This is a genomic window from Streptococcus oralis, assembly GCF_001578945.1.
GTDB lineage: Bacteria > Bacillota > Bacilli > Lactobacillales > Streptococcaceae > Streptococcus > Streptococcus oralis_Q.
The window spans coordinates 1-410 of record NZ_KQ969623.1 but is presented as its reverse complement, the minus strand read 5'-3'; the positions used below and the strand labels follow the sequence as shown (position 1 = coordinate 410).

Sequence of the window (410 nt, the reverse complement as noted above, 5' to 3'; positions counted from 1 at the left end):
CAGAAGATGCCTTCCGTGGTGTCGGTTCAATCGAAGATGTTATTGCTAAGGCAGAGAAAATGGGATTTTAAGAGGTGATCTATGGCTCAGTTAACCGTCCAGATCGTGACACCAGATGGCCTCGTCTATGATCACCATGCCAGCTTTGTATCGGTACGAACTTTAGATGGTGAGATGGGGATTTTGCCACGACATGAAAATATGATTTCGGTTTTAGCGGTTGATGAAGTAAAGGTGAAACGCATCGATGATGATACTCATGTGAACTGGATAGCAGTGAACGGAGGTGTCATTGAAATTGCAAATGATTTGATTACCATTGTTGCAGACTCGGCAGAGCGTGCTCGTGATATTGATGTTAGCCGTGCAGAACGCGCTAAACGTCGCGCCGAGCAGGAAATCGAAGAAGC

The 410-nt window shown here is 45.9% G+C and carries 1 protein-coding gene; it reads left to right on the top strand.

All coding sequences use genetic code 11. The features are described 5' to 3' along the window. Window positions 1-81 precede the first annotated feature (81 nt). On the top strand, window positions 82-410 hold a 329-nt coding region (locus tag SORDD16_RS10100), incomplete at its 3' end, for a F0F1 ATP synthase subunit epsilon (protein WP_061453299.1).